The organism is Streptomyces sp. NBC_01433 (assembly GCF_026340105.1).
Lineage (GTDB): Bacteria > Actinomycetota > Actinomycetes > Streptomycetales > Streptomycetaceae > Streptomyces.
Genome location: NZ_JAPEPM010000008.1, coordinates 66,343 through 93,150 on the forward strand (window position 1 = coordinate 66,343; position 26,808 = coordinate 93,150).

The 26,808-nt window shown below is 71.7% G+C and carries 24 protein-coding genes; 10 read left to right on the plus strand and 14 right to left on the minus strand.

What is annotated here, in order from left to right:
* Positions 1-167 precede the first annotated feature (167 nt).
* From mobF to OG413_RS45960, 3 genes are all read left to right on the plus strand, one after another.
* Entirely contained in the window at positions 168-4,430 is a 4,263-nt protein-coding gene (gene mobF, locus OG413_RS45950; protein ID WP_266815895.1) for a MobF family relaxase, read from the plus strand.
* A 234-nt stretch (positions 4,431-4,664) separates the two neighbouring features.
* On the plus strand, positions 4,665-5,558 hold the full coding sequence (locus OG413_RS45955; RefSeq protein ID WP_266815896.1) for a hypothetical protein: 894 nt from the start codon (positions 4,665-4,667) through the stop codon (positions 5,556-5,558).
* Between the two features lie 421 nt (positions 5,559-5,979).
* The gene (locus OG413_RS45960) at positions 5,980-6,189 is read left to right on the plus strand and encodes a hypothetical protein (RefSeq protein WP_266815897.1); all 210 of its coding nucleotides are present in this window, start codon (positions 5,980-5,982) and stop codon (positions 6,187-6,189) included.
* 290 nt (positions 6,190-6,479) lie between these two features.
* Here the strand turns inward: OG413_RS45960 and OG413_RS45965 are convergent, their stop codons facing one another.
* Positions 6,480-6,947 carry a hypothetical protein gene (locus tag OG413_RS45965; RefSeq protein WP_266815898.1) on the minus strand — a complete coding sequence of 156 codons (468 nt, stop codon included), beginning with the start codon at positions 6,945-6,947 and terminating at the stop codon, positions 6,480-6,482.
* 188 nt (positions 6,948-7,135) lie between these two features.
* Between OG413_RS45965 and OG413_RS45970 the strand changes: the two genes are divergently transcribed.
* On the plus strand, positions 7,136-8,107 hold the full coding sequence (locus OG413_RS45970) for a site-specific integrase (protein ID WP_266815899.1): 972 nt from the start codon (positions 7,136-7,138) through the stop codon (positions 8,105-8,107).
* Positions 8,108-8,156: 49 nt separating this feature from the next.
* Here the strand turns inward: OG413_RS45970 and OG413_RS45975 are convergent, their stop codons facing one another.
* Positions 8,157-8,339, minus strand: a complete 183-nt coding sequence (locus tag OG413_RS45975; RefSeq protein ID WP_266815900.1) for a hypothetical protein — start codon at positions 8,337-8,339, stop codon at positions 8,157-8,159.
* Between the two features lie 123 nt (positions 8,340-8,462).
* Here OG413_RS45975 and OG413_RS45980 point away from each other — a divergent pair, with 123 nt between their 5' ends.
* Positions 8,463-9,347, plus strand: a complete 885-nt coding sequence (locus OG413_RS45980; RefSeq protein ID WP_266815901.1) for a hypothetical protein — start codon at positions 8,463-8,465, stop codon at positions 9,345-9,347.
* A gap of 100 nt (positions 9,348-9,447) precedes the next feature.
* Here the strand turns inward: OG413_RS45980 and OG413_RS45985 are convergent, their stop codons facing one another.
* Positions 9,448-10,515, minus strand: coding sequence for a replication-relaxation family protein (locus tag OG413_RS45985; RefSeq protein ID WP_323138050.1), 1,068 nt, complete (start codon positions 10,513-10,515; stop codon positions 9,448-9,450).
* Between the two features lie 132 nt (positions 10,516-10,647).
* Between OG413_RS45985 and OG413_RS45990 the strand changes: the two genes are divergently transcribed.
* Positions 10,648-11,010, plus strand: coding sequence for a hypothetical protein (locus OG413_RS45990; RefSeq protein WP_266815903.1), 363 nt, complete (start codon positions 10,648-10,650; stop codon positions 11,008-11,010).
* A 402-nt stretch (positions 11,011-11,412) separates the two neighbouring features.
* Positions 11,413-12,432, plus strand: a complete 1,020-nt coding sequence (locus OG413_RS45995; RefSeq protein ID WP_266815904.1) for a hypothetical protein — start codon at positions 11,413-11,415, stop codon at positions 12,430-12,432.
* A 670-nt stretch (positions 12,433-13,102) separates the two neighbouring features.
* On the opposite strand, the gene OG413_RS46000 is transcribed toward OG413_RS45995, so the two are convergent.
* The 3 genes from OG413_RS46000 to OG413_RS46010 all read right to left on the minus strand — a co-directional run bounded on the left by OG413_RS46000 (position 13,103) and on the right by OG413_RS46010 (position 16,100).
* Positions 13,103-14,623 carry a hypothetical protein gene (locus tag OG413_RS46000; protein WP_266815905.1) on the minus strand — a complete coding sequence of 507 codons (1,521 nt, stop codon included), beginning with the start codon at positions 14,621-14,623 and terminating at the stop codon, positions 13,103-13,105.
* A gap of 263 nt (positions 14,624-14,886) precedes the next feature.
* Entirely contained in the window at positions 14,887-15,255 is a 369-nt protein-coding gene (locus OG413_RS46005) for a hypothetical protein (RefSeq protein WP_266815906.1), read from the minus strand.
* Positions 15,252-16,100, minus strand: a complete 849-nt coding sequence (locus OG413_RS46010) for a ParA family protein (RefSeq protein ID WP_266815907.1) — start codon at positions 16,098-16,100, stop codon at positions 15,252-15,254. Before OG413_RS46010 ends, OG413_RS46005 begins: the two co-directional genes overlap by 4 nt.
* 332 nt (positions 16,101-16,432) lie before the next feature.
* Here OG413_RS46010 and OG413_RS46015 point away from each other — a divergent pair, with 332 nt between their 5' ends.
* Positions 16,433-17,209, plus strand: a complete 777-nt coding sequence (locus OG413_RS46015; protein ID WP_266815908.1) for a hypothetical protein — start codon at positions 16,433-16,435, stop codon at positions 17,207-17,209.
* Entirely contained in the window at positions 17,206-18,465 is a 1,260-nt protein-coding gene (locus tag OG413_RS46020) for a hypothetical protein (RefSeq protein WP_266815909.1), read from the plus strand. Before OG413_RS46015 ends, OG413_RS46020 begins: the two co-directional genes overlap by 4 nt.
* Before the next feature lie 63 nt (positions 18,466-18,528).
* Here the strand turns inward: OG413_RS46020 and OG413_RS46025 are convergent, their stop codons facing one another.
* Positions 18,529-18,795, minus strand: a complete 267-nt coding sequence (locus tag OG413_RS46025) for a hypothetical protein (protein WP_266815910.1) — start codon at positions 18,793-18,795, stop codon at positions 18,529-18,531.
* Between the two features lie 54 nt (positions 18,796-18,849).
* The gene (locus OG413_RS46030; RefSeq protein WP_266815911.1) at positions 18,850-19,737 is read right to left on the minus strand and encodes a hypothetical protein; all 888 of its coding nucleotides are present in this window, start codon (positions 19,735-19,737) and stop codon (positions 18,850-18,852) included.
* Positions 19,738-21,798: 2,061 nt separating this feature from the next.
* Here OG413_RS46030 and OG413_RS46035 point away from each other — a divergent pair.
* Entirely contained in the window at positions 21,799-22,179 is a 381-nt protein-coding gene (locus tag OG413_RS46035; RefSeq protein WP_266815912.1) for a hypothetical protein, read from the plus strand.
* Between the two features lie 151 nt (positions 22,180-22,330).
* Here the strand turns inward: OG413_RS46035 and OG413_RS46040 are convergent, their stop codons facing one another.
* The 6 genes from OG413_RS46040 to OG413_RS46065 form a co-directional block, all read right to left on the minus strand.
* Entirely contained in the window at positions 22,331-22,585 is a 255-nt protein-coding gene (locus OG413_RS46040) for a hypothetical protein (RefSeq protein ID WP_266815913.1), read from the minus strand.
* 10 nt (positions 22,586-22,595) lie between these two features.
* Positions 22,596-24,131: a helix-turn-helix domain-containing protein gene (locus OG413_RS46045; protein ID WP_266815914.1), complete on the minus strand. Its 1,536-nt coding sequence runs from the start codon at positions 24,129-24,131 to the stop codon at positions 22,596-22,598.
* Positions 24,128-24,373 (minus strand): hypothetical protein, encoded by a 246-nt coding sequence (locus OG413_RS46050; protein ID WP_266815915.1) that lies wholly within the window; start codon positions 24,371-24,373, stop codon positions 24,128-24,130. Before OG413_RS46050 ends, OG413_RS46045 begins: the two co-directional genes overlap by 4 nt.
* Positions 24,374-24,608: 235 nt before the next feature.
* On the minus strand, positions 24,609-25,166 hold the full coding sequence (locus tag OG413_RS46055) for a GNAT family N-acetyltransferase (RefSeq protein ID WP_266815916.1): 558 nt from the start codon (positions 25,164-25,166) through the stop codon (positions 24,609-24,611).
* Positions 25,163-25,954, minus strand: coding sequence for a GntR family transcriptional regulator (locus OG413_RS46060; RefSeq protein ID WP_266815917.1), 792 nt, complete (start codon positions 25,952-25,954; stop codon positions 25,163-25,165). Before OG413_RS46060 ends, OG413_RS46055 begins: the two co-directional genes overlap by 4 nt.
* A gap of 40 nt (positions 25,955-25,994) precedes the next feature.
* A complete protein-coding gene (locus tag OG413_RS46065; protein ID WP_266815918.1) occupies positions 25,995-26,741 on the minus strand; it encodes a GntR family transcriptional regulator in 747 nt (248 codons plus the stop codon).
* Between the last annotated feature and the right edge of the window lie 67 nt (positions 26,742-26,808).

Below are 26,808 nucleotides of genomic sequence, written 5' to 3' on the forward strand. Positions count from 1 at the left end.
GCGCAGGTCAGCAGTGCAATACCCCGCCCCCCAATGACCTCTTTGGTCAACCGCCAATCCGGAGGTACCCTCATGGGCCACAAGATCAAAAATAGAAGTACCAAGGTATGGCTGCGCCATACGTCAAAGGACTTCAAGATCATCGGCGCGGAAGGGGGTGAGTAGCGATGGCGTGGGTGACCACATTGGGCCCGGACATGCAGCAGGTGGAGTACCGGCTGACGGGGCAGTGCGGATGCGACCTGGAGCACCAGGAGCAGGACGGGCAGGAGATCGAGGAGAGCGACGCGCAGGTCGACTACCGCCTCGGCGAAGCGCGTGATCTGGAGTGGATCGGCGGCGGCCTCGACGACGTCGGCCTGGTCGCCGGGATGCCCGTCGACAAGGACCAGGCGCGTCTGCTGATGGACGGTCGGCACCCGCTGACCGGCGAGCTGCTCGTGACGCCGAAGGTGGCCGTCGACCCGCGCGGCAAGGTGCAGGCGCGGCCGCTCGCCGAGGCGATCGAGGCGGCGGCCGCCGAGCGCGGCGTGAGTGTCGAGCAGCTGCTCGGCGACGACGAGAAACTGGTGAAGCGCCTCGCCCGTCTGCAGCGCGGCGTGCACCGCGAGGGTGACCGCCACCGCGTCCCCTTCCGTGCGGCGGAGAACCTCGCCGAGGCGACCGGCGTCGACCTCACCGAGCTGTACGGACGCGGAGGTGTGACGGAGGCCCGCGAGTACGCCGACGCCCGGATCCGCGTCGGGAACCGCGGCTACGACGTGACGCTGGATCTGTCGAAGACCTACAGCGCCGCCGTGGCGCTCGCGGGTGAGGAGAAGTCCGAGGAGCTGCGCGGCGCGTTCCTCGAGGTGGCCCGCGAGACGTTCGGCGCGCTGGAGGGCTGGGCCGCGTACGCGATGGCGGGCGAGCACGGCAACGGCAAGACCGCCGAGCGCGTCGACACCTCCGGGTTCCTCGGCTGGATGACCGTGCACTACTCCGCCCGCCCGGTCGGCGGCGAGGTCGGAGACCCGCACCTGCACGTCCACGGCAACCTGGCGAACATGGCGCACGCCGAAGACGGCAAGTGGCGCACCGTCGGGGCCGGCGGCCGCGACATCATGCGCCACGCGCACGCCGCCGACGCGATGGTGAAGGCCCGCCTGCGGCAGGTGACCGGCGAGCGGTTCGGCATGAGGTGGGAGCGGCACGCCGAGACCGGCGCGTGGGAGGTCGTCGGCATCGACGAGGACGTGCGCCGCGCGTTCTCCCGCCGCAACACCCAGATCGTCGCGGCGGCCGCCGAGGAGGCGACGACCGGCGAGCAGAAGCTGATCGCCCGGCAGCTCGCCGAGGGCAAGGACGACACGATCACCAAGGCCGACGTGCGGGCCGCCTGGCGGGCCCGCGCCGAGGGTGTCGGCGCAGACGTCGACGCGATGATCCGGCGCGCGATCCCCGGCCCCGAAGGCCCAGACGGCCCGTCCGTCGCAGGCCCCGACGGGGGCCCGATCATGCCCTCCCCCGAGGAGATCGCCGCGTTCATCTGGCGACGCGAGGGCGGCCTGACCGAGTCGAGGAAGTCGGTCACCCGGGCCGACGTCCTGGCCCACGTGATCGACGCCTGCCCGTTCGGCGTACCCGACATCGCGGCCGCCGAGGCCCTGACCGACGCGGTGCTCGCCGTCGACGGCGAGGCGGTCGCCCTGCCGACCAAGGGCATGGCGCACCTGACCAACCCCCAGCGCTACACCCACGCGACGATCCTGGCCGCCGAGCAGACCATTGCCGAGACGGCCGCCGACCGACTGAACGAGGGCGCCGCCCAGCTCACGGTCCGCGCCGGCGAACTCGCCATCGCCGCCTTCGAGGCGCAGCGCACCACCGACCCGAAGCGCCCGTTCGTCATGTCCGCCGAACAGCGCGCCATGACCATGCGGTTCCTCACCGCCGGGCACGGCGTCGACGTGCAGCGCGGCAAGGCGGGCACCGGCAAGACCACCAGCATGACGGCGGCGCGGATGGGCTGGGAGGCCGCCGGCCTTCGCGTCTCGGGAGCCGCCACCGCGGCGGTCGCCGCGTCCAAGCTGCAGGCCGAATCCGGCATCGCGAGCGCCACGGTGGCCACCTGGCTGATGGACATCCGCGACGGCGGCCGCCGCATGGCGAACACCGACGTCCTGGTCCTCGAAGAGGCCGCGATGATGGACGACCGTGACGTCGCCGCGCTCCTCACGGCGGCCGCCGAGCACGGCGTGAAGGTCGTCATGATCGGCGACTGGGCACAGCTGAAGGCGATCGGCGTCGGCGGCGGCTTCAAGCGCGCCCACGAGATCGTCGACGGCCTGGAGCTGTCGGAGAACCGCCGCCAGACGGACGCGGTGGAGCGGGCCGCGCTGGAGGCGTGGCTGGACGGCGGGCGGCGCACCGCGCTGTCGATGCTCGCCGAGCACGGACGCGTCCACGCTGTGGCGACGCCCGACGACGCGTACGCCGAGATGCTCGGCGCGTGGAAGGACCTCGTCGGCCGCCTGGAGGGCGACGTCCACGACCAGATCGAGGACATGGTCGTCCTCGCCGCGCGTAACGCCGACGTCGAGGTCCTCAACCTCGGCGCCCGCGAGCTGCGCAAGAAGGACGGCGAACTGTCCGGCGGCCACACCTACGCGCTGACCAACGGCGAGCGCCTGGAGCTCGCCGCCGGCGACGTCATCCGGATCAAGCGCAACGACTACCGCACCCGCCGCGGCGGTGACGTCGACGTCCTCAACGGCTACCGGGGACAGGTCACCTACGCCGCCAAGGGCGGGGTCGCCGTCGAATGGCGCCGCCCCGCCGACGACGGCGGATACGCCATCGAGCGAGCCTGGATCACCGCCGACCAGATCGCCGACGGCACCCTGCAGCACGGCTACGCGATGACCATCGCGGCCGCGCAGGGACTCACCTGCGACTACACCCTGGCCTACGGGGTGGGCGCGTCCGCGAACGACCTGTACCCGGCGATCTCACGCGACCGGATCGCCACCCACCTGTGGCTGCCCGCCGACGTCGTCGAGAGCGAGGAGACCCGTCTGCGTCTCGGCGAGGCGCGCAGCGAACAGGAGCGCCTGGAGCGGACGGTCGCCGCGTACGCCGACTCCCTGGAGAACGACACCGACGACCGGATGGTCTCCGACGAGCTCGCGCCGGCACCCGAGGCCCGGCCCGTCGCGCCCATCCCGCACCAGGTGCAGCCCGAGCACGAGCGGGCCGTCGAGGACACCGTGGACCGCCACGGTGAGCGCGAGCGCGCCGAGGTGGTCCAGGAGCACCCGGAGCCCGCTGAGAGCGCCGCACAGGCCGTCCCCGGCCCGGCGGAGCCCGACGCGGCCGCCGAGCGGGCAGCGGACCGTCAGGCCCATCTGGACGCCGCGCGGGAACGTCTGCAGGACGGCGACGTCCCGCAGATCACCGGAGAGCAGAAGGTCCGCCTGGAGCAGCTGCTCGCCGCCGGGTTCGCCTCCCGCCCCGAGCCGCAGCAGGAACAGCGGCCGGAGCCGGAGTTCGAGCCGTGGGACGACCGCAAGTACGGCCACCTGTCCGGTCAGCGCCTCATCTCGCTGATCGCTCAGCACACCGCCGAGGGCAACCGCGCCGAGCGCCTGGCCGCCGATCTCACCCGGCAGGCAGAGGCCCGGCGCGAGGCCCTGGCCGCGCCCGTCACCCCCGGCCAGGAGCGGGCCCGCGAGGTCGGCACGGTGCTGGACCGTGCCGACGAGCTCGCCGCCCTCGCCGCGACCGAGCGCGCCAACCAGCAGCAGGCCCACGAGGCGATGCGGCACGCGCAGGAGGTCAACCGGAAGGTCGAGGAGGCCAAGGCCAAGTCCCGCCTCGCGCTGCGGCTGGCCGGCACCAGCCGCAAGGAGACGCTGGAGCTCGCCACCGAGTACGCGCAGAAGGAGAGCGCGGCGTACCGCGAGACCCTCCGGGCCGGGCGGGCCGCCGACGACGCCGTACGCCAGGCGTGGGCCGCGATCCGCAGCCCGGAGACGATCGGCATGTTCGAGGAACAGGGCTCCCGCCGGGAGGGTCCGCGCGACATCGGCGAGCTGCAGACCCGGCTCGCCGCGATGCGCGAACGGCTCCCGGAGATCGAGCGGATCACCGACCGGGGAGTCGAGAGGAAGGCCGACACCGCCGAGCGGCAGGCCACGGAGCAGCGTGGCAGTGCCCAGAAGCACGCCGCCACGGCGGGCAAGCTGCAGGAGGAGAAGTCGCTGCGCTCGCGCATGGCGACCCAGGCCCCCACCCAGCACGCCGCCGAGGCACAGCACCGCGCCGCGTACATCAAGCAGGCCAAGCAGCAGGCCGCCGAACGGGCCCGCGAGAACAACCGGCGGGCGCAGGAGCAGTACCGGTACCAGCCGCCGACCCAGGACCGCTCCGGTCCTTCCCTCGGACGCTGAACCGCCCACCGTCAGCGTCCCGCTGACACCCCTTCGAGTGCCCTCGGACCCTCCCGGTCCGGGGGCACTCCCCTGTGTGCGGCCGCGACCAGGTCCACCGCGACGTCGCCCGCCACGTCCACCGCCAGGTGGTGGACGACTCCTGTCGGCCAAGGTGTCCGCTTCGCAGGTCAGGGTGCGTTTCGCGGCACCGGAAACGGAGGTCCCGCGCGCCAACTACAGGGAGAGATCAGGGTGGAGACGAAGGAGTCGGCGAGTGCGTACAGGGTGCGGGCGGAGCGCCGGCGGCGGAGCAGAGGAACGGGCGAGGCCCGCGGGGACGGCTGGGTGCGCACCGAGGCGGACGAACGGCTCCTGGCGGCCGCGACGCGGTACGGGACGCTGACCCTGCACCAGGCGGCCACGGCGTTCTGGAACGGCCGGGAGGAGACCGCTCGCGCCCGCGTCCGGCTGATGACCGAGGCCGGGCTGCTGAACCGCTCCGCAGAGGTGCGGTGGGCGGGCACCGTCGTGTGGACCACCGAGCGCGGCGCCCGGATCGCCGGGGTGGGCCTGGATGCTCCGCACCCGCCGGGCGAACGGCTGCTGCACCGCCTGGCCCTCGCCGACGTCGGGCTCCGCCAGGAAGCCCGGGGCCACATCGTGCTCACCGAACGGGAAGTGCGCACCGCCGAAGCCACCCCCGGCCAGGCGGCGGAGCTCCTGGCGGACCACGGCGTGCCCAATGTGCCCATCGGAGCCCGGAGCGGGCCCCTGCTCGCCGTGCCCGCCGGCGCCCGCGCGGTCCACTGGCCGGACCTGGTCCTGGTGCTGCCCGGTGACGGCATCGGCGCCATCGAGGTGGAGCTCACCGCGAAGACCCCGAGCGCGCTCCGGCGAATCCTGCGGGCGTACGGACAGGCACGCCGCCGGGTCGTGTACCTGGGCACCGAGCCGGTCGTACGCCAGCTGCAGGGCCGCCCCGGCCCGGACGGGCGGTGGGCCGACGGCGTCGGCCAGAACGTCGGCCTGCTCCCGCCCGGAGGGCCCGACCCCGGCACCGGCACCGGACTCCTGAGCGTCCGGCCGTTCACCGCCGGAGACCCCGCCGTCGACCGCCAGGCCGCGCGGCACGCGCAGCGCCGCTGACGGTCTGCCCGGCGGTGTGCCATGCCTTTCAACTCGCAGCCCGTGATACGTAGTTGGCGGGCCACCCGTGCCAGAGAAATTTAGTGACCTGCGTCACAGTGCGTCGGTGGGGGCGGGATATCCCCAGAATGGGCCCTGACCTGCCCTTTCCTCTGAAGCCGGATCAACCCGTCTCCGTCGCGCGCGTGTTAGGCGGACGGGGAAGCGCTAGGCGGGCGGACGCGGAAACGGCGGTGTGCGCCGCGACGCTGGGACAGAGCATCACACCGCCCCCAGTAACGTGGTTGGGCACCAAACGCCCTTCGAAACGACGAAGGGAGACCACCTCGCGGAGCCGATGCTTGCCGGCCTGGCTCCGCTGGGATCTCCCACTCGCCTGATGTCGTCGGGTGCCCGCTCACTGTGAGGAGACCGGAACCACGTGACAGCCATCGACCGTACCCCAAACGACCTCCCGCGCCACCCCCACCTGCTCGTGTGGGTGACCACCCTCACGCCGCTCGTCTCCATCGTCGCGGTGGTCGTGCTGGCGCTGACGCACAACGCGGAGGCCGCGACCGCCGTCGGCGCCATCGGCGGCGCGGTGACCGCCCTCGGCGGCACGGCGAACCTCCGCAGCGCCCGCCGGTAGCCCCGGCGGCCGCCAGGAGCACGTCCGGCCCGGCCGCGAGTGCGGCCGGGCCGGAAACGGCCGACTACGCCCGTATCCAGGGGTGGATATCCCTATCCACCGCCGTATCCACCCGCAGGATCGCTCTCACAGAAGTCGATCAGCGCTGTGCGGGGCGTACGGGACGGATGAGGGGTGCGGGGAGAAGGACAGCGGATCGGGTACCCCGGGTACCCGGTGTGATCATCGTTCTCCCGTGGGAGACGGCTGTCCGGCCGCCCGACGGGGCGCTGTCCGGATCGGCCCGGCGGTCAGGAAGCGTCGGGCCGGCCTTCGAGCCGCGGCTCGGCGTATCCGCCGCCGCGAGCGTTGTGCCCGCACGGCCTGCCCACCGGGAAGCCGGTGCCCAAGGCCGCGCTCAGCGCCGGGAAGAACCGCTGCGCGTCCTCGGACTGCGGGGTGGTGGTCCACGTGTACGCCTCGCAGCCGTGCATCGCGCGCAGCACCATGCGCGTGCCGTAGCCCTGGCGGAGCCAGTCGTCCGTCACCCGGATCTTCATGATGTGGCCGCTGCGGCACTCGGCGCAGGACTGCCAGGTGAGCCGGGCGAAGTCGTAGCCGCTGCGCTCGCAGACCCGGAGCTGCTCGGCACCCGCCCCGTTCCTCGGCGCGTAGTACACCCAGAAGTCCTTGGCGCGAGGGCGCAGGAGCGTCGCGAGCTTCCACTGCCGCTCGGAGAAGCCGGACGGCGGCGGCGCCCATTGATCAGCCGGAGTCATGCGATCCCCCTTCAGGACGCGTCGGTCACGCGCCGGTTGATCCTCTCGCCCTCCCCGGCCCCCGCCAAGAGGGGCCCGCGTTGACGCAGATAACTGCCCTGTTATCTGTACTAGGGTGAGTCCTGACCAGGGAGGACGTACCCGTTCTCCGACATGACGAGGACCTGTTATCTGTGGCAAGGAGAGACGTGCCGACCGTCGTCCCCCTCAAGACCGTCCCCGGAGCGGCGACCGTGCGCACCGCCGCCGACCGCTACCTGGACTCCCTCACCGTGGCGAACACCCGCCGGAGCTACACCACGGCGCTCGGCAAGGTCGTCCCCGAGCTCGGCGAAGGCCGGCCGCTGTCCGCCCTCGCCGACGACGAGATCGGCCAGGCCCTCGAACAGCTCTGGGGCACGGCGGCCGCCAGCACGTGGAACGCCCGCCGCGGCGCGGTCGGCGGCTGGCTCGCCTGGTGCCACGACGCGGGCCTGCAGCCGCCGCACATCCCGGCCTGGTGCAAGCGGATGCCCGACCCGGGCTCGGACACCCCGGTCCGCTCGAAGACCGCCATCGACCGCCTGATCGCACGGCGCGACGTCGGCCTGCGCGAGAAGGTGACCTACCGGATGCTCTACGAGACCGTCGCCCGCGCCGACGAGCTGCTCGGCGTCAACATCGAGGACCTCAACCTCGCCGCCCGCCAGGCCCCGGTGAAGGCCAAGGGCGCCAAGGCCGTACGCCGCCGGGGCCAGGCCCGCGAGGACTACGCCACGGAGACGGTCTACTGGGACGCCGGCACCGCCCGGCTCCTCCCCCGGCTGATCGGCGAGCGGACCCGCGGCCCGCTGCTCGTCACTCATCGCAAGCCCGGCCCCGGCAAGGTCCTCACCCCGCGCGACGTCTGCCCCGACACCGGCCTGGCCCGTCTCTCGTACGGCCAGCTGCGCGCCCTGCTGGACCGGCACACCTGCGTCGGCGGCGAGGAGGGCACCGGCTGGGACCCGCACGAGTTCCGGCACTCCGGCCTGACCCACCTCGGCGAGCAGGGCGTCTCCCTGCTGCTGTTCATGGCGAAGTCGAGGCACAAGTCCGTCAGCGCCGCCCGGAAGTACTTCAAGCCCGGCGCGGCCGCCCTCGCCGAGGTCACCAGCCTGCTCGCCCCCAGCGACCGCTGACCGGCGGGACGCGACGAAGCCCCGGACCGTGCGGTCCGGGGCTTCGCTGCTACTGGCCGCCCTGCTCGCCGGGTAACTGGCGGGGGGCGTAGACGGCTTCCTCGGGGTGGGTGGTGGTGCGGAGCTTGACCCATGCGGCGTCGTGGTCGATGCCGGTCGTGCGTGAAAGCCGCCTGGCCTGCCACGAAGTGATGGGGGAGAAGATCCAGCGGCGTCGAGTGAGTCGATTCATGCCGCGATGCATACCCTCGCCGTCCAGCCGCTGACCGCCCGTTCCGGCAGGGGCCCCGCGGGCCGGCGGCCGCGGGCGGAACGCGGCCTGTTGAAGGTCGGCCGGGATCTTTAGGCTCTGCCCATGTCGAAGCAGCAGCGGGGCAAGAAGCACCGGACACCGCAAAAGCGGGTCTCCCGTCCCTCCTTACCGAGCCAGCGCAGGGCGGCTCCGGCACTGCCGGGGAGCATGGACCTCATGGCGCGGATGCTGGAGCACGCCAAGCCGGACCAGATCGTGGAACTGGTGCTGCCCTTCCTGTGGGCGGCCCTCTCCGACGGCCGCGCTCCGGCGAACATCTGCGTCGATGCGTGCCTGACGCTGCGGAACGCCTACGGCCAGCTCGGAGTGCGGGCCGAACTGCTGCCCGTCACCGTGGCCATCCGCAAGAAGAACGGCACCGGAACCCTCTACGGCTCGCTCACACCGAGCTGGACGGGAACCGAGTGGAACGGGCACTGCGCCCTCGTACTCCCCGACTCCGAGCGGTTCGTGGACCCGACGATCGAGCAGTTCGCCGAGGTCCGGAAGATCGGGATGGGCCCGATGGTCGGCAAGGTGGCCATGTCGACCCGCGAAGACGGCTCGCTGGTGGAACCGGGGGCGCAGGTGATGCTGCAGCGCGGCGACCTGGTGCTGACGTACACCGTCGCCGGCCCCGAGGCCCTGGCCTCCATCGTGGAACACCCGGAGGCAATCGCCCACGCCGACGGTCACCACCGCACCGGAGTGAACACCGCGTCCCTCACGCTGGCCGCCCTGCGAGCCGAGGGCGTACGCGACCGGGCGATGCAGGCCCCTCACCCGAGGCTGCGCGCCCTGCTGCAGGCAGTCGGAGACGCCCCGTACGAGTCGGACGAGGCGCAGGACGTGCGGTTCTGCCTGCCGGACCAGAGCGGCCGGGAACAGTGGCTGCGGTTGGACGAGATCCCGCTGCCGCCGAGCACTCCGGCCGCCTGGCCGCGCTGAGCCGGGACACCGATCAGCAGCACGAAGCCCCGGGACCATGACGACCCGGGGCTTCTCTGTGCACGTGTACGCCAGGTTCAACGACCCGGGCCCGGCCCGGTCACCGGCTGACCGGCTCCGGGTACCGCTCCCGTCGGCGGCCGGGGTTGTCGGTGCCGAGCCGCACCCACTTCTCGCGGCGCTGCAGGGCGGGCAGCGTGGTGGCGAACACCGAGACCGTGATGCCGTCGACCGCCTCGGCGAGCGCCTCCAGGCGCCGCTTCAGTAGGTGCTCCTCCTTGCCCGCCAGGACCACGTGCAGGGGCGGGAATTGCTCGCTGCGGGTGTACCGGTAGCGCGACCAGAACGGGAACGTGCCGCCGATGGTGCCGCGGGCTCCTTCCCAGACGCGGTGTCCGGCGTACCGCTCGTAGTCCCAGACCTCGCGGGCGAGCTTGGCCCGCGACATCGTGCCGTTGTCTATCTCGAAGAGGCGGACCTCGAACGTCTTGCCCGGCGAGGCGAGCACGGCGTCGGTGTTGAACGTCAGCCCCGTCTCCTTGATGGCGTGGTTGACCTCCACCTGCCAGTCGGTCAGATGCTGGCGGCCGCCGAAGGTGAGGATCGTCTCCGTCACCGCCAGGGCGTGCGGGCCGAACCCGGCGCGGACCGCCTTCGCTCCGGTGCCGGCACGCGGCCGGGCGGGCAGCTCGTTGCCGTCGGCCACCGCCCGCAGCCCCGCCCGGGTCAGATTCCAGATCAGTTCCTTGCCCTGCTTGCCGTTCGTCTCCACCAGCCCCTGCTCCGCCAGCTTCCGCATCGCCCGGCGCACGTACGACCGGCCGTCCGTGTCCTCGGCTGTGATCACCCGCGCCATCTGGCGGGCGGTCGCGACGCGCACGCAGGCGAGCATCCGCAGGGCGTCTCCCCTGACCCGGGGAGCCGTGGGGGTTGAAGACCTCTGCCCTCCAGACGCAGGAGGGACAGGGAGAGAGGTGTCAGCGTCGGTGACGCCCCCTTGTCCACGGGCCTGGCCTGCGGCGATGGGCGCGGCCGCCGAATCCTTCACGGCACTGGATACGGCACTGGAAATCAGGCGCCGTCGCGCCCTCGGAACGTCTCTTGACCAGGTCCAGAGCGAGTTCTGCACGGTCACGGGCACGCGGTGACCGGTGTCGTCGAACGACATGCGGTGCTCCTCATCAAGCGTGACGGGGACCTCCGGACAGAGATCCGCCTCTCACTTGCTAGAGGTCTGGATGATCATGCTCGTGTGACACTTCGCGCCGTACTTTTTTCGACCGGTCCCGTTGAGCCGGACATGGAACTCCCCGATCGGGCCGCGCCCGGAGTCGAGGCCCTCGCCGAGGTGGCCGCCGAGGCGGCCTGTGCGCTGGCCGACGCGGCCGGCCCCGCCGGGTGGAACCTCGCGGCCGCCGAGGACGCGGCGGACGCCATCAACACCCTCGCCGCGGCGCTCGCCGACATCGACCCGGAGGCCGCCCGGCTCCTGGCCGCGATTCCCGCCGCGACCAAGGCCCTGCTGCGCCACTTCGGGCAGGAGCAGGAGGCCGACGCCGCCGTGTCCGCAACGGCCGCCCGGCCCTCACAGCTCCCGAAGCCGCGTCGGCGCGGTCTCGGGCCCGGGTGGCAGGGCCTCACGGACACGTCAGCGAAACGCTGACACGATGTGCGCTAGCTCAAAACATAGCCCAACCGCATTGCCGAGTTGGCTTCTGACTAGCTCGCCGTGAGGCGATCCATAAAGCTCACGCGCATAAGTCGCTGAGTAGCGATCAATTCCGCTAGCGGAAATGCGAGCCGCAAAGGTAGGTGTCTCGCTATCGGCCTCGATCTCCTGGACGTCCGGGCGGGAAGTGCGGCCGGGATCTCCCCACCCGTCCGGTTCCCAGCCGCTACCTTGAGAGTCGGCCGCCACACGTCGGCCCGACTCCGAGCCGCATCCCGCCCACGCCGGGAGCGGCAACGAGGACAAGGGGCTCCGCTTCACGTGCCGCATCGTCCCGCTGTCCGTGGTCTTCCACGGCGGGGATGCGTGGGATCTCCCGCCGATCTGGAGACGACTGTGACCACCGACAAGCAGTTCAAGCGCGCGGCCCGGGAGCTCGCCGAGCGCGAGGGAATCTCGTACACCGCAGCACGCCGCCGCCTCGCCGCCGACCCCGAGACCGCTGTCAGCGCGCCGCTGACGACCGCCCCGGCGGCCGCCGAGGACGACCAGGAGCCGACTCCCCCGCGCCTCTACCCGATCGCCCGCGCCGTGTGCGCGACCGACTGCGACGGCACGCCGCACCCGGGCGCGCTGTGCCACCCGTGGCGGCCGGAGGACTCCAAGCACGTCCGGTCCAGGGTGCGGCGGGCGGCTCAGCTACCGAACGGCCGGGCCGGGGAGATCTACCACCGGTTCGAGCCGCCGGCGCCGGGCCACCCGTACGGCTCGTTCTTCGCGCGCGACGCCACATGGCTGCTGGCCCTGGTCTACGCGATGCTCACCGACCAGCACCCCGAGCTCCGCCCCGGCCGGGCAGAACTGCGGACGGCCGTCGAGGCGGACGACCAGGCCGCGGTCGACGCGGTGATGGAGCCGCTAGACCGTGCGGCGGCCCGACTGCTGACGAAGGTGCCGGAGCGCTGGTGGGGCGAGGTGAAGCCGCAGCTGCAGGCGTACGCGGACTTCGTCGACGCCGACGACCGGGAGATCCGGTCGTGGCAGGAGGCCGACGAGCGGCACGAGATCGGCCGCCTGGTCGACAAGTGGCGCAGGGCGTGGACGGAGAGCCGGAACTACAACGGCTACATGGAGGCGCCCGGCGTGCTCTGGCTCGCCCCGAAGGGCTGGCTGGACGACCTCCTGGTCGAGCAGCACGGCGGCCACGGTGACGGCGCCCGGGTCCGCCTCGCCGACGGACGTCCCGCCATCGTGTACGCGGCGGAGTGGAGCGAGGCCGGGGCACCTGTGGCCTACCGGATCCGCGAACTCGAACCCGGACGGCACGGCAACGTCGGGAAACTCGTGCCGTCGCTCACCAGCGACGAACTGGTGCCCCGCGACCAGGTCGCGGGAGAACTCAACGACGTGGCGTAGCCCGGTGGCCGCTGGGGGCCTTCGCCGGCCCCCAGACCCCCGCTGCCCCGGCATTCTGCAGCGCGGACAGGTCTCGCGGTGGCGGAGGCCGTGCGCGCTGCAGAACACCGGGGACGTGTTCCTCTGCCGGGCCGCCCTCGGTCCGGTTGCTCGGGGGAAACTCCCGGGCTCCATCTTGCTCGGCCCCGGCCGGGCTCGCCGAAGTAGTACTTCGGCACCAACTTGCTGCCCGGTTTTCCGGCTGAGTCTGGAAACCCTCGCGGAAACTCCAGGGTGTAAAACCGCCTATAAACCAGGGTGTGTCCAGCGTGTGACAAGCCGCTCTCCGCACCCCCGTCCTGACCTGCGGGAACCTGACTGACGAGCCAATCCCACCCACGCTCATCGTCCCTCAAAGCGTGGGTGGGATTGGCTCGTCAGTCAGGAGGTCAGGACGGGGGTGCGGAGAGCGGGAGTTGCAGTTGGAGAAAGAACGGAGTGATGGTCAGAGTTTGATGGAGGAAGGGAAATAGGGGCCGGTCAGGGAAAGGGAAAGCCGGTGCCCAGGAGAAACCCAGGAGCACCGGCGAAAGCGTGGTCGAAGTGGCGGTCGGGTGGGTGTGCGGGGCGGGCGGCGGATTCAGCGGGGCGCCGGGGCCGGCACCGTGGAGCAGGCCCCGGCGAGCCCCGATCAGGCGGTCAGGCCGTCAACTCCGTCGACGTCCCGGCCGGGCGACAGGTACTCCTGCAGAGCCCGGCGACGCCACCGCCTGGCGCCTGCGGTGTAGTGCCCGTCGCGGGGGTTGGTCGCCATGTGCGCGGCGGTCAGCTCGGCGACCCAGTCGTCAACCTGGTGGTGATTCTCCAGGACGTCCAGCGCCTCGCGGATCCGCAGCCGTTCGTCTCCCTCGGCGGCCAGGCGCTTTTCGTTGAGGGCGTCCATGATGCAGATCTGCCCGACACGCAGGAAGTCGCGGTACTTCTGCCCGCCGGCCTCGATGCGGGCGGCGGCCAGCTCGGTGGTGAGCGCGCCGCCGCTGCGCCCGGCGAGCGCGGCCGCCAGGTCGGCCGTCTCCTGGCGGCGCTTCTCGTCGTAGCGGACGGTGCTCTCGGCGTACGGCTCGTCGGGGTGACGGTCGCTCAGCTCCCGGCCCTCCTGCGTCCAGTCGTAGTTCCAGGCGTCCGGGTGGCGCGGCCCCCACGTCTCGGCGAACGGGAACGGGCCGCCGGTGCCGACGCGCAGCAGGGTGGCGGCGATGCCCGCCGAGCCGCGGCCGCCGACGATCCAGCCGAGCGTCATCCAGCCGTCGGCCTCCGTCCAGACCCGCAGGTCGTAGGTCGGCGGGTGCTTCTCGCCCTGGAACCAGGTCGGCTCCGGCGTCGGCTCGGTCGAGGCCGGACGCCCCGCCGGCCAGGTGTCGAACGGCAGGCGCGGCACCACGGGCCGGTCCGGATCGGCGTCGGCCCGGTGGACCCGCGAGGGCAGGGTGCCCAGGTCGGTGGTGGAGTGCTGCCAGACCTCGGCGCGCAGGTCGCCGCAGTCCCCGCCCGCCGGGCGGGAGGGGGCACCCAGCCGGTGGGCGACCGCCGTGTCGGCCAGGAGGACGGCCTTGTCGAGGCGGTCGCACCAGGCCCGCGTCCACCAATGCGGTGTGGTGCCGGTGTGGTCCTCGCCCACGATGCCGTCCGGCACGTTGTAGACCCGCACCTCGTACGGCAGGTCCGCGCTGGGGCACATCGGATCGAGGGCGTGGGGGAAGTCGCCGGGCTCCTCCACCGACCAGCCGTTGTGGACGTAGCGCCAGAACGGTTCGTCGTTCGAGCACCAGACGAGCGGCCACAGTGCGGCGACCTCCACCCGGCCGTCGCCGCGGCGGTGCGGCACGGGCACCCGCGTGCCCTTGGCCACCACCCCGACGTCGTTGCGTACCTCGCGGATGACGACGCCGTCGGCGGCGGGCTCGGCGACGCCCCACCGCACGCCGTTGTCGCGCTGGACCATCGAGTGCCGGGCGCCCTCATCCCAGATCACCGTCACGGGCACGACGCTGTGCGCGGCGACGACGGCGGACAGGGCGGAGACCACCAGGTCGTCCCAGTCCGGGGCGGCGGGGTCGGGGGAGGCGCTGCGTAGCGCCTCGGTGTACTTCGCGCCCTCGCGGGCGGCGGCGCGGGCCTTGCGGGCCGCGGTGCTCTGCTTCTTCGGCGACATGCGTACTCCAGACCCAGCGGTCTCCCACGCTCCCGCCGGCCGTGTGTACGTCGGGGCCGATCCAGGACAGAGCAGTTGCTGAACTTCGCGGGCCCCGAGAGACCTTGACCGACGGTGTCCCGGGCGGCGTGGGCGCCGGGACGGCGGTGCACGGCAGTACGCGTCTAGCCGTACGGAAACGGTAGCGCCCCGCACTGACAGGGCGCCAGGAAACAGCGAGCGGCCCCGTGGACGGTTCCACGGGGCCGCTCGCGAGAGAGAGGTCAGGACGCTTCGGTCTGCTCCTCCTGGTCCGCCTGGACCGTCTTGGGGACCTTGGGGAGCTTCCCGGATCGCCGCAGGTAGGCGGCGTAGTGGGCGATCGCGATATCGGTGACGTCCTGCGGGCCCATGCCGGTCTCCTCACCGATCTCGGTGACCAGGTCGTCGGTCTCCAACAGGACGCGCACGTTCATCATCACGCGGGTCGGGCCGGGCTTGCGGCCGCGCCGGCGCTCCGGGCGACCGAGCTGCTTACGGCTGTTCGGCGTGACGGCGGCGCGCTTCCTCGGCGTCTTCGCGTCGTCGCCGACGTTGATGTCTTCGTCGTCGTCCGGCAGCTGCGGGTTCTCAGCGGTACGGGTGCGCGTCACGGGAGCGGAATCTCCTTCAGGAAGGTCTGGCCGAGCAGTTCGTAGGTGGCACGGATCTCGGAGGCCCGGTCGCCCTTGAACTCCTCGAGGGAGACGGAGTTGGTGTTGGCGGTCGCCAGGGACTCGATGTACTTCACCGTCGGGGCCCACACCAGCGGGCCGAAGATGTCGTGGATGGAGTCGCGCTGCTCGCGCTGGCGGACGGTGTCCTGGAACTTGTTGAGGATCACGCCGCGGATCTGCAGGTCCGGGTTGCTCAGGTGGGTGGCCGCCTTCTTCTCGATGAGGTTGCGTGCGCGGATCGCGCCCTCGATGGCGTAGACGTCCGCGTCGGTCACGATCACCGCGTCGTCCGAGGCCGCGAGAGCGAGCTGAGTGAGGTGCAGCAGGCTGGGCGGGCAGTCGATCAGCACGTAGTCGAAAGTGCTGTCGGCGCCTTCCAGGGCCTGCCGCAGCCGGAGCCAGGCGCCGCCGATCCCGGCCTCCGACATCCGGTTCTCCAGTGGCAGCCGCGCGGGCGCGATCTGGATCCGCTCGGCATAGCTGCACTTCCAGCCGATCGGCTGGAAGACCTGGCGAGCGCACCCCAGAGCCTCGTTGGGGTCCGTGTTGGCCTTGATGGCCTGGCTGATCGTCGGCTGTTTCAGCTCCGGGTCGTATCGCCAGCCGAGCATCCCGGAGCTGTTGCCCTGGGGGTCCATGTCGATGACGAGCACCCGCTTGCCCGCCTTCGCCAGGGCCTCGGCGAGTCGGGCGGTGGTGCCGGATTTCCCGACGCCCCCCTTGTTGTTCAGCAGGGCGATGCGGCGGGCGCGACGAGCATCCGCCGCTGGGCGAGCCATCATCAGTAGTCCTCCAATCCGCTCGCCCGACTCGTGCAGGCCAGCTCATAGGCTCGATGCCGGGGCGGCGGCGAGGCCGACCCGGCGTCCGGCTCGCACCGGACGGCTCGCGCGACAGCGAGCGTTACCGGTCATCATGACGGCTCTCTCCGTCTGTTGCTGACAGGCTTGACAAACAGGTATCTGAGCCGCTCAGTCGTGGTGTCTGGCATTTCCGCTAGCGGTATGGCGAGCGGATTGAGTGGCTTATGTGCTGTCCGGTTTGGATCGCACACCCGATAGCACTGTCAGCGGAATGCTGACGTTCCGAGAGTGTCAGTGGAATGCTGACGCTCATGGCGAAGGACTACGTGAAGCATCACGAGACGAAGCGGGCCGCCGAGAAGCTCCTGACGGAGCGCTACGGCGACGAGAATGACGCCCGGTACGGCGGCTCGCTGTCCCCGGAGAAGGCGATCACCTCCGTACTGGTGGCCGTCGGCGGCTACGTGCCGCACGGCCAGGAGCCGCGCGAGGTGCCGGCGGAAGACGTCCTCGCCGCGCTCTCGCAGGTGGACGAGGCCCGCCGGCACCTGGACACCATGGAGCTCAAGCTCATCAGGGCCGCCCGCACCCGCGGGGCGTCCTGGCAGAAGGTCGCCGACGCGCTCGGGCTGGGAACCCGGCAGTCCGCCGAGACCCGGGCCCTGCGCCTGGAGCGCGGCGCGCAGACCTACCGCGGCCGCGACGTCGCCTCCCAGCGCCTGGACAAGGCCCGCGACCGGGCCGAGGAGGCGTGGTGCGTGGCGCACGCGGACCGTATCCGGGAGGTCGCCGAGCAGGTCTACGACACGTCCGGCGCATGGGACCTGCAGAGCCTGGACCACGCAGGGACGCGGGCTGAGCTGCACGCGATCGGGGAGCTGCTCGCCACCGACGGCAGCCCGGCACGGCTGGCCGCCCGGCTGTCGAGCGTGCGGTACCACCTCGCCCCGTACAGCGGCGAAACGCCGAAGCCGACCGGGAAGCAGGCCGCCGCCGCCACCAAGGCCGTGGCCGCCCTGGTGGAGCTGCTCGCCGAACAGTCCGCCGCCCGCAGCCGGGTCACCTCCGTTCGCGGTGAGGCGTCGTGAGCGTCGAGGAGACAGTCGTCGACGTCGTCGACAGCAGGCTGACCGGCGCCGAGCTGCTCGCCGCGGCGGCCGCCGAGGTGACGTCCTGGCCCTCGGTGTCCGCCTCCCGGGCCCGCCAGGTGAAGTGGGTGGCGAACGAGTACACCCGCGCCCTGGCCCACGCCGAGCACCCGCTCGCCGACGACGCCGGCGTCCGCCAGGTCTTCACCGCCGAACCGGTCGACGTCTATCTGCGCCTGGCCCGCACCGGGAAGTTGCGCGTGCGGACGGCCGCCGACCCGGCCAAGGGCTCGGATCACTCCGAGCAGATCCGCCTGGAGGTCCTCAAGCTCCTGGTGACGGCGTGCGGCGCCGAGGACTTCGCCGAGCTCCCGCCGCAGCCGGACCCGCCGCGCAAGGCGCCCGTGGCCAAGCGGCCCCGCTCCCTGCTGCGCTCCCAGCTCACCGAGCTCGCCGACTCCGCCGACGCGACCACCAGCCAGCTGCGGATGCTCGCGGTCGGCGCGGTCGTCTCCGACACCGGCATCCGGGCGGGCGAGATGTGCGCCCGCACGATCGAGGACCTCTCGCCGACGCTGGAGGACCTGCGGGTGGTGCGCCGGCCGCAGGGCTGGAGCGAGGCGGAGGCGTTCACCGAGCTGCTCGCCCTGTCCGGCCTCTCCAGGGCGGCCCTCAAGCGGTGGCTGCCGGAGCGGCTGCGGCTGCTGGAGCGCGTCGGCGGCACCGCCACCGCGCTGTGGGTCTCCCTGCACGGCAATCACCAGGACGGCCAGCCGGTCCCGGCCGGGACGCCGCTGATGCCTCGCGGCCTGGCCCGTGCCTGGACCCGCGCGGTCGTCGACACGAACATCGAGATGACCGGCCAGCCCTCCTGGGAGCCGCTGCCCACGCGCATGGAGCAGCTGCGCCGGGGCGTGAAGCCGACCGCCGTCCGGGCGCCGACAGTGCCGGACGCCGAGAAGGCCGCCGTGCTCCTGGACGACGTCGCCGCCCGCGGCCGCGCCCTCGCCGAGGTGCGCCGGGCGGGCGAGGAGAACTCCACCGCCGAGCTGCAGGCCCGCGTCGCGGTCCGCCAGGCGGTGCGCGACGCGTGGGCGGAGGGCATCGAGCACACGGTGCAGCTGTCCACCCTCGCGGACGCGGGCCTGGCCGACACCGCCTCGCTCGCGGCCGCCGGCTGGGAGCCGGTGCTGCTCGCCGCGATCGACCGGGGCCAGGGCTGGGGCCGCCCCTCGAAGGCGGCCGCCGCCGGGTGAGCCCGTACGGACCGACAGCGGCGCCCCGGAGGATCGTGTCCTCCGGGGCGCCGCCGTGTTCGCTCAGGCGTCGACGTCCACGGCCTCCCGCTCCATCACCAGCGCCGTACACACGCACGCGCACCAGCAGGAGGCCCCGCCGCCCGGGTGCACGGAGAACGCCTTGCTCAGCGGCCCGCCGCAGCTGACGCACTGCGAGGCGCACCCGCACACGCCGCAGTCGGCGCACTTCATCCGGTCGCACGCCGCGCACAAGGTGTCTTGCGGGGGCGGGGTGGGGAAGCACTCGCGGCAGGTCGAGGCGGCGCAGTGCCCGCAGGTCGTCGTCACCGCCCCAGCCTCACCGCGGCGGCCAGGTCTCCGGGACCGCGACACGCCCCTCGCTCAGTCGATCGGGGGGCCGGTCTTCAGCTCCTTGCGCCGTGCGGGGAAGGGGCGGCCGCCGTTGTGCTTGCCCTCCGCCTCCTTGATGGCGGCGGCGACCGCGTCCTGGACGAACGAGGAGAGCGTCACCGTGCGGTCGGTGCCCTGCAGCGCGACGACCGTGTTCCGGAGTCGGTCGAGCAGCGCCTCGGCGATGTAGGCGGGCACCTTCTTCTTCCCGCCGGCGTCCGCCGCGGTGTCCGGCTCCGGTCCGTCGTCCGGCGCAGTGACCTGCGCGGGGAGCGCACCGAGACCGGCCAGGAGGACCGCGATGCCGCGCACCCCGCCGGACGGGGAGTTCTGCAGCCACGCCTCGCCAGTCGCCTGCACCAGCACCTCGGCGGCGTTCTCGGTGAGCACTCCGGTGCCGGCCGCCGCGATTCGGATCGGGGTGTCGTCGGCGAGCGTGTGCCACGCACGGCGCACCTGGCCCACGCTCAGCGCCGGACGGCGGTCGCCGTGGCCCAACCTGAGGGCGAAGCTGTGCACACCCGGGTGCTCGGCGAACAGCAGGCAGGGCCGCTCCTGCGGAACGACGGGTTCTTCGACGTCGAGGTGGGGCGCGTCGGGATACTGCCGCTTCGGCGGGACGGGCAGCGGCTCGCCCTTGGCGGTGCAGCTCTCGCGGACCAGGAGCTCGCGGCCGGTCGGCTTCCAGCGCAGCCACCAGCGGCCGTCGTTCGCCGACTGTCCCAGCGCGTAGTGCCACTCCCCCTCGTGGCCCGGCTCCAGTTCGCACCACGCGAACGCCTCCACCACGTTCGCGCCGACCGGACGCGATGCCAGATAGGCCAGCTCCTCCACCGTGAACGTGGTGGCCACCGAGCAGCCCTTGCGCATCATGCTCACGCGCTTCCTCCCCTTCCTCGCCGAAAACCCGAGGTCATCGTCACGCGGGACCCCGCACACGCGCGGGAGAATTCGGAAACCCGACCCCGCCCCATTACGTCTAAGCGAGCATTTCCGCTAGCGAAAATGGGAGCTGTAAAAGTCGCTTCGCGCTACCCATTCAGTTACTCGTTCAGCCAAGCGCAAAGGAAACTCGCTCAGCTATCCATTTGCTCAGCGAAACAGATAGCTCTTTCCGGCGTCAGCGATCCGCTGACACGCCGGAGGTGCCGGTTTCCGGGCCGTCCGCCAGGGCCCGGGGTGCCGGAAACCGGCAGGTGGGGTGCCGGTAGCGGGTACCTCGGTGTGCCGGTCGCCGGCAGGTCGATGTACCGGCTACCGGCACCCAGAACAGAAGTGAACCGAAAGGAACCGGAGGGAACAGAGCAGAGGCCGGCGGAGGTGCCGGTTTCCGGCAGGTCGGTGTCAGGTTCCGACCGGGGCGCTTTCAGACCCCCCGGGTCAGATTCCGACCCGGCGGGGGGTCAGTTTCCGACCCTGGGAGGGGTCAGATTCCGACCCCCAGAACTGTAGGGAACCGAAGGTGAACCGTAGGAAAGAGCTGCTGCGCGCGTGCGCGGCCCGGTCCGCGGCCGCCGCTCCGCCCCCGGCACCCCGAAGCCCTCAACGGCCGCGAGAGCGCCGAGCAGCACCCCGGCCCTCCCGGTGGGCATCCGCCGGGTGATCGTCCGGGAGAGGGCGACGCAGGCCGCTTCCCGGGCCCGCGCATCGTCGACCGCCCGGTGCGCCATCAGCCCCACCGTGCCCACATCCGGATTACGCCCCCGACCAGGAAAGCCCCAGGAAGGCCCCTGTACGGCCCGGAGAGCGCCGATCACGCGGCGGGGGCCCCGTTCCACCCCGAACCCACGAACGGCCGTCAGACGGCGATCTACGGACGCGCCACCCCGCTCTTCCAGTTGCCGGGCGAAGCCCGTCCGCTGTCCATCGGTGGAGCCGGGGCGCCTGTGGCGCCCCGGCGGAGCCGATTGGGGAAGTTGAGCCGTCCCGGAGGGACGTCATATCTCCTGACCTGCACGTACGCACTCAGGCCAGCCCCCACGGCGCGGGGCCCGTCACTACGCCGGCCACGACGATGCCGTCAGCCCGGCACCGGCCCTCACCCGAACGGGTGACGGGCCCCGCGCCCCTCTCCTCTGACCCCTAACAGGCCCTCGCGCTCTTAGAGCGGCCCTGCCGGTCGCTCGGCTGTTCGGTTGTCTGCGGCCGCGCCGTGGTTGCGGCTCCAACCTGCGCTTTCAGCGTGAGGGGGTCGGCCCGGAAAATGGCAGTGGGTCCAGTACCGGGAGGACTGGACCCACTGGGGAGAGCCGCGCAAGGGCCTGTTAGGGGAAACCACCTGATGCGCTCACCGATCCGGCGAGTTGGTGCCCACCCAGGCCGGGCCCGCCGCGGCGCTGTTCCGGGACCACCGGCCCGCCGCCCTGCCTGTCCTCCCTGACCGAGGTGATCCCCTCGGCGCTTGCGCCGGCGGACGCGGCGGAGCCGCCTCGCGAGCCCACGCGCGCTACTACCCGCAGATAGCCCTCCGGGCGTCAGCGGCGCTACGCGCCGAAGGCGCTGTCTCTGGTTCGGTACTTCGTCTAGTTAAGGATCTTCGTCTAGTTAACGCGATACGGAAAACCGCACCACCGGTGGTACGCAAAACCGTACCGCCGGAGATACGGAAAACCGTATCTCCGGGCTGACCTGCGGAAACGCTTCAATTAAGGACCCCGGGATACCCCGGGCGCGGCATGTGGATCTTCGAGTTAAGGGCGCGGGAGACCACCGCCGGGACGGCTTAACTCGAACGTTTCCCCAGGTCAGAGGCCAAGTGCGACACAGCCGTACGGCGGCCGCGCGAGCCGGGCACGGCTCCGGGCCGATGGCCGGGAGCCGGTAACTCAAGCGTTCGCGCAGCTCAGCGCACCTGAGAGGACCCCCGATCGTTGGACAGGGCACGTCGTGGACGCACGACGATGCTGCGTCCGCGAGCCGTCTCCCGGGAGGAACCTCCGCATGGCAACGACACCGGTCTACGTCCTGGTCCACCCCGACGGCCGCGCCGAGTGGGGCGACCGGATCGCCCGCGCCGAGAAGCAGCTCGGGCCGCACGGGATCGGGCGCGCGTTCCTGAGCGACGACGCACGGCTGCGGATCGCCACGTCGGACTGCGCCCTGGTCCTGCGCGACGAGTACGCCCCGAACCCCTACGCCGCGGCGATGCTCGCGCACGTCGCCGGGTTCCCGGTCCAGGCCGCCCCCGAGACCCGGGGGCCGGTGATCCTGTTCGGGTTCGACGGGCGCAACGAGTGGGACTCCACCCGGCCGTTCTCGGACGACGAGCACGGGCTCATCACGCAGGCACTGGACGTCGCGGGGTGCACCGTCGCGTCGTGATGCATAGGTGTGGGCGAGCCGTTCGAGCGCGTTCGGTCGGCGGTGCAGCCGGCGGCCGGGGTGCGTGTGCTCTGCGGGCGGACATGCCGAAGCGCCGCAGCCCGGTCCGGGCTGCGGCTGAGCGACGGCTGGAGAGGCCGCGCGGCCCCGCCTACAGCGTGTAGATCCCCCAGCGCACCAGGCGTTCCACGCCCGCGCGCAGGTCCTCGGCGGTGGAGCCGGGGACGGGGCCGGTCGCTCCGTGGACGAGCGCCTGGACGACGGCGTCGACGGTGACGTCGCCCTCCAGGACGTCCTGGAGCTGCTCCACCTTCACGTACAGCCCGAGGTCGGCCAGCGACAGGCCCGCCGCCAGGATCTCGGGCGACACCCCGACCGCCCGCGATCGTCCGTGCCGGATCGTCATCGTCGACTCCTCACGCCTGCGCCTGCGCGTACTGGGCAAGTTCGGGGTGCTCGCGCAGCAGCTCCTCGCGGATCCGCTGGCTCTCGGCAGCGTCAGCGGCCCGCTGACGCTCGCGTTCGGCGGCGGCCGCCTGCTCCTCGGCGGCCCGCTCCTCGCGCTCCTGCTGCTCGGCGTACGCCTCCTCCACCAGCTCCTGCCACTGGACATCAGCGCGGCGCTGACGCTCGGCGTCCTCGGCGGCGAACTTGGCGGCGAGACGATCGGTCGCCGCCTTCATCTCCTCGCGGCAGGTGGCGCACAGGCCGTCCTCCGGGCGCTCGCCCTTGCCCGGCTTCTCGCAGTCCGGCCCCTCACACGTCCACCACTGCGGGGCCGGCCCCCGGTCCTTGCGCTGGTCGGGCACCCGGCCCGCACGGTGATCGGCCTTGCGGTCGATCCGGCGCTCGATGCACTTCGGGCAGGCGTCGTTCATGTGGAGCGTGGTGCCGTCCTCGCACATCGGGTCCGGGCAGTCCGTCGACGGGCGGACCAGGCCGACCGCGACGCCGACCGGCGTGTCGATGCCCTTGCCGCCGGGCAGCAGGGCGTCCGAGTAGCCGTGCAGCGACCACCGCCGCTGGACCCGCTCCACCAGCTGCTGCGGCGAGCGCCCGAAGTCCAGCGCCTCGAGGACCGCGTCGCGGATGACGTCCGGGCGGTACTTCGGCAGCAGCGCGGCGAGCTCGGCGGGCCAGGCCGCCTCCACCGTCGCCACCGCGGCCGCCTGCTCCCGGGTCATCCGGACCCCCGCCTTGCCCGCCTTCTTCGCAGGCGCCTTCTTCGCGGGTGCCTTCTTCCGGGGCGGCTTCGCGCCGGCGGGTGCGGCGGAGCTCCCCGGCTCACCGTGACCCCGCCCGGCCGGAGCGGCCTCACCGCTCTTGCCGTGTTCCGGAGACGGCGCGGGAGCAGGAGCATCCTGGCCCTGGCCTGCGGAACCGCGCGGCTTGCTGGCCTTGGCCGCCGCCTTCGTCGCCGCGGCCGCCGCCTTCTGCTCGGCGGCCCGCGCCGCCTTCCGCTCCGCCTTCTCGGCGGCGTAGAACTCCTTCAGCGAGGCCCAGCCCTTCCAGTGGGCCGGAGGCTCCTCGTGGACGGTGTAGACGTTGCGGCGACGGCTGTTGTTGTGGCCGTACCGCTTCTCCTCCACCTCCACCAGCTCCAGCTTCACCAGCAGCTTGACCAGGGGCGGGACGGACGCCTTACGGCTGTAGCCCATCAGCTTGGCCAGCGTCTTCTGGTGCGGCCACACCAGCTGGTCGTCCCGCTCGGAGCTCACGTGCGCGAGCATCAGGCAGTACAGCCGGAACGCCGGGTGCGACAGCTCCGTCATCAGCAAGACCCACTGCGGGGTCATCGCGAACGGGAAGCGCGAGCGCCGGCCCCGGCGGAATTCCACCGGCGGGCCGTCGAGCTCGTCGAGGTCGTCCTCGGTAAGGTCGGCGACAGCCTCTTCGGCATCCTCCGGGACGCCGTCCGCCCACAGCTCGTTCTCGTCGTGGAAGTCGCTCACAGCGCACCCCCCGCGAGAACCGGGGCGCGGCCCGCGAAGGCGGGCTCGTGAAACAGGGGCATGTTGGTCATGAGCTGGGTGTACTCGCCAAAGCGGACACCCCCGCGAGCGCGGACTTCGGTCCCGGCCGGGGTGGGGAATCCCACGGAGAAACGTCGGCCGAACCGGTCAAAACGCGCCGTAGTGACCTTGACGGATGAAGCGTCGGGCTGGTTAGCCCCGACGGTCTTGCGTACGCTCATAGAGAGCGGCCTCCACCTCTACTGGAGAGCTTCGACTGGCCGGGGGTGAGAGCCCGACCCGTCCGTACAGGGCCCCGTCCTTTGACGGGGCTTCTTGCGTTCCGCAGCCAGTGAGAGTGGATAGCTACGACACGCGCTCGAACATCTTCCTCTTCCTACATGCCAGCCCAACGGCTGAACACGGGTTTTCGTTGCTGAGGCCCGGGTTTCCCATGTGACGGGCAGGGTTCTCTGTTCACGTCCCGTCAGGCGGGACGGTGGCCGTCAACGTCTGGTCGTCGAAGTCGTACTCAGCAGGGCGAGCGGGGCGTTGAGCGGCCCATCCCGAGACCACCGTCGGGTCGGTGGACGTCCGGACGTGACGGAAGCCCTGCCCGAGGTAGTACGCCTGCAGCTGCGTGTTCGTCGTCCAGGCGTCGAGCCGGAGCCAGGTGGCACCCTGGTTCGACGCCTGGTCACCGGCCCAGTTCAAGAGGCGGGGGCCGAGGCCGGCACCCGCGTACTTCCGGTCCACGGTCAGCTTGTGGACGTACAGGGCCGACTCGGCGCGCTCCTCCGGAGTCCAGAGGCGTTCGTCGGCGTCGCGATCGAGGGTGATGGTCGCGGCGGCGTCGGCGGCCTGGTGCTCCTTGAGGAGGAAGACCTCCCCGGCCCTGATGCTGGCCATGATGTGCTCGGCGGGAAACGGCTTCGCCCACTGGTCGGTGCCCAGGGAGCTCAGCCACAGCGCCGTATCGGTTCGGAACTTCAGCAGACGCGGCACGTCCGCCAGTTCGGCACGTACGAGGATCAAGAGTCGGTCGCCTCTCCGGGCAGCGGGTACTTGTCCCGCTCGAAGACGATCACGTGGCGGTCGGCGGCGAGAATGTTGACCGTCACCTGCACCGGCACGTCGTCGCGGTCGAATGTGGTCACGATGTGCTCGATCACCCAGGTCCCGGACTGCAGCTTGAGGCGCTCCACCTCGGCAGCCTTCGGAGGCCGGACGTAGATCTCATCCAGCGCCTTGACGAGCTCCCTGCCGAGGTCAGCCAGCACCTGGTTGGTTCCACGAGCGACATCGGCCTCGCTCATCCAGTCGCTGCCTTCGACCAGGGCCAGGGGTACGTACGAGTCGTTCAGGTTGTAGATCTCGCCCTCGATGCTCCTGGTCCGGAGCCGGGCGGCGACTTCCTCGCCCTCGGCGAGCTGCAGTCGGCCGCGGATCGCTTCGTCGGGGATCTCGGTCGTGATGTCGATCTCTTGGCTTCCCACCCGACCCTCGGCGGAGAGCAGGTTGGTGAAGATGTCGACGTTCGGCGGGAGCCGCTTGAACTCCTGCTGCGGGCGGTAGACCAAGGGCTTCCACTCGCGAACGAACACCCCGGAGCCCTGCTTGCCGACGACGACGCCCTCCGCCTTGAGGAGGGCGACGACGCGGGCGATGGCCTGCCCGCTGATCTCGTAGTGGGCCGCGAGCAGGCGGGTGGAGGGCAGCTTGCTGCCCGGCGGGAACTCCCCCGCGTCAATGCGAGACCGCAGATCAGCGGCGATCACATTGATACGCGGGGTCGTGTCGTGTGGAGGACGGCTTTTCGTCATGGCCGAACCTTAGCTCAACTTCTCATGAGAAGTTAGGGCCTCAGTCCTGTGTTCGCGTGTAGCTGTAGGTGCTCCATCGGTCGCCGGCGCTCATGTACTCGCCGTACTCGATGACCCCGCCCTCGGCGTCCCGCGTCGTGTTGCGGCCCACGATCAACGCGGCTCCTTCGGCGAGACCGAGTGCTTCAGCCTCTTCGGCCGTCGCGTTCTTCGCGCCGATCTGGTCCTGGCCCTCGATCCAGGACCGTCCGGTCGCCTGCTCGATCGCGCCCGGCGTACCGCCCGGGATCCGCTCCGCCTCGAGCAGAGACGGCACCGCGTCGGCCAACTCGGCATGGAACCAGCTGACCGAGGAGCTGACGGGGCCGTCCTCGTTGTGGGTCACGCGATGACGCCGGATCGCCTGCGCCCCTTCGGCGATCCCCAGGGCTTCGGCGACGTGGGCGGGCGCCGGGGCGAGGCCGGCGGACTTGATGACGGCGTACTGACCGGGCGGGTAGATCCGTCCGGTCTTGGTCATCGTCCGCAGCCGATCGGCCGGGGAGTGGTGGAGGCTGGCACGGGCTCGGACCACGGTGCCGATGCCCTGGAGAGACTCAACCAGCCCCTCGGAGCGGAGCGAGGCGAGGACCTTGGTCGCGGTCGCGCGAGAGATTCCCCAGTCCTCGGCGATCTGCCGTTCGCTCGGAACGGTGTCCCCCTCGGCGAGTTCTCCCCCGACGATGCGTGCGCGCAGGTCGTTCACCACCTGCATGTAAGGCGGAATTGGACGGTCAATCTCAGGCATAACGGGACTCTCCTCCATGACTGGCTTAGGCCACTGCCAGGTTAGCGGCTCGTCTACTTGACGGTGG

Excerpts from the sequence above, each read along its gene's own strand:
- OG413_RS46060 (WP_266815917.1), bottom strand. The coding sequence starts at position 25,954 with ATGACGAAAAGCCGTCCTCCACACGACACGACCCCGCGTATCAATGTG.
- OG413_RS45985 (WP_323138050.1), bottom strand. The coding sequence starts at position 10,515 with ATGTCGTTCGACGACACCGGTCACCGCGTGCCCGTGACCGTGCAGAAC.
- OG413_RS46035 (WP_266815912.1), top strand. The coding sequence starts at position 21,799 with ATGGCAACGACACCGGTCTACGTCCTGGTCCACCCCGACGGCCGCGCC.
- OG413_RS46065 (WP_266815918.1), bottom strand. The coding sequence starts at position 26,741 with ATGCCTGAGATTGACCGTCCAATTCCGCCTTACATGCAGGTGGTGAAC.
- OG413_RS46050 (WP_266815915.1), bottom strand. The coding sequence starts at position 24,373 with ATGAGCGTACGCAAGACCGTCGGGGCTAACCAGCCCGACGCTTCATCC.
- OG413_RS46015 (WP_266815908.1), top strand. The coding sequence starts at position 16,433 with ATGGCGAAGGACTACGTGAAGCATCACGAGACGAAGCGGGCCGCCGAG.
- OG413_RS45975 (WP_266815900.1), bottom strand. The coding sequence starts at position 8,339 with ATGAATCGACTCACTCGACGCCGCTGGATCTTCTCCCCCATCACTTCG.
- OG413_RS45980 (WP_266815901.1), top strand. The coding sequence starts at position 8,463 with ATGTCGAAGCAGCAGCGGGGCAAGAAGCACCGGACACCGCAAAAGCGG.
- OG413_RS45990 (WP_266815903.1), top strand. The coding sequence starts at position 10,648 with ATGGAACTCCCCGATCGGGCCGCGCCCGGAGTCGAGGCCCTCGCCGAG.
- OG413_RS45965 (WP_266815898.1), bottom strand. The coding sequence starts at position 6,947 with ATGACTCCGGCTGATCAATGGGCGCCGCCGCCGTCCGGCTTCTCCGAG.
- OG413_RS46040 (WP_266815913.1), bottom strand. The coding sequence starts at position 22,585 with ATGACGATCCGGCACGGACGATCGCGGGCGGTCGGGGTGTCGCCCGAG.
- OG413_RS46010 (WP_266815907.1), bottom strand. The coding sequence starts at position 16,100 with ATGATGGCTCGCCCAGCGGCGGATGCTCGTCGCGCCCGCCGCATCGCC.
- mobF (WP_266815895.1), top strand. The coding sequence starts at position 168 with ATGGCGTGGGTGACCACATTGGGCCCGGACATGCAGCAGGTGGAGTAC.
- OG413_RS46000 (WP_266815905.1), bottom strand. The coding sequence starts at position 14,623 with ATGTCGCCGAAGAAGCAGAGCACCGCGGCCCGCAAGGCCCGCGCCGCC.